Source organism: Burkholderia sp. Ax-1720 (genome assembly GCF_011753035.1).
Classification (GTDB): Bacteria; Pseudomonadota; Gammaproteobacteria; order Burkholderiales; family Burkholderiaceae; genus Burkholderia; species Burkholderia gladioli.
The window spans coordinates 1-800 of the sequence record NZ_VWWK01000465.1 but is presented as its reverse complement, the minus strand read 5'-3'; the positions used below and the strand labels follow the sequence as shown (position 1 = coordinate 800).

At 75.2% G+C, this 800-nt stretch carries 1 protein-coding gene; it reads right to left on the bottom strand.

Going from position 1 to position 800, the window contains the following annotated elements; all coding sequences use genetic code 11:
• On the bottom strand, positions 1–800 hold an 800-nt coding region (locus tag F3J18_RS37695; protein ID WP_205195746.1), incomplete at both ends, for a condensation domain-containing protein.

Here is an 800-nt window from a genome sequence, read left to right as displayed (position 1 = left end):
GGCCAGCATCGGCAGCTCGCCGACGCGGGCCGAGTCGCCGGCCTCGCTCAATGCAGCCAGCAGCCGCGCGAAGTTGGCGGCCAGGCGCGCGATCATCGGCGCGGCATGGCGTTCGGCGCGATAGGCGATCGCCCCGGCCAGTTCGCCGCCGTCCTCGCAAAGCTGGAACGTCAGGTCGAACGGCGCGCGCACATGGCCGGTCTCGCAGGAGGCCAGCATGCTGTCGCCGAGCGCCAGGCGCCCGCCCGCGCTACCCAGCGCGAACGGCGCGAGGCGTTCTCCTTCGGCCGCATCGCCGGCCGCATCAACGGCCGCATCGCCGGCCGACAGCGCCGGGCGGCCGGCGCCCAGCGCCAGCAGCGAGATCACGGTCTGCACCAGCGGCCCCGTCGCGCCCAGCGCATCGGCCAGCACCGGCAGCGGCAAGGCCTGGTCGCGCAGCCCGTCGACGATCGCGGCCTTGACCTGCCGCAGCCAGGCGCCGATCGGCTGGCCGTCGTCGAGCGCGACGCGGATCGGCAGCACGTTGGCGAAATAGCCGATGGTGTTCGCGTCGGCCTGCTCGCGCGCATGCGCCGGCATGCCGAGCACCACCTCGCGCTGCGCCGCGTAGCGACCCAGCAGCAGCGCGCCGGCCGCGAACAGCAGTTGATAGACGCTCAGGCCGTGACGGCCGGCCAGCGCGGAGAGCGCGCCGGTGGTGGCCGCGTCGATGCGGAAACGATGCTGGCCCGCGCCGGCCTCGCCGGCGCGCGAGGGCGCCACCGTCGCCGGGAAGGCGGAACGCTCGGGCATGCCGG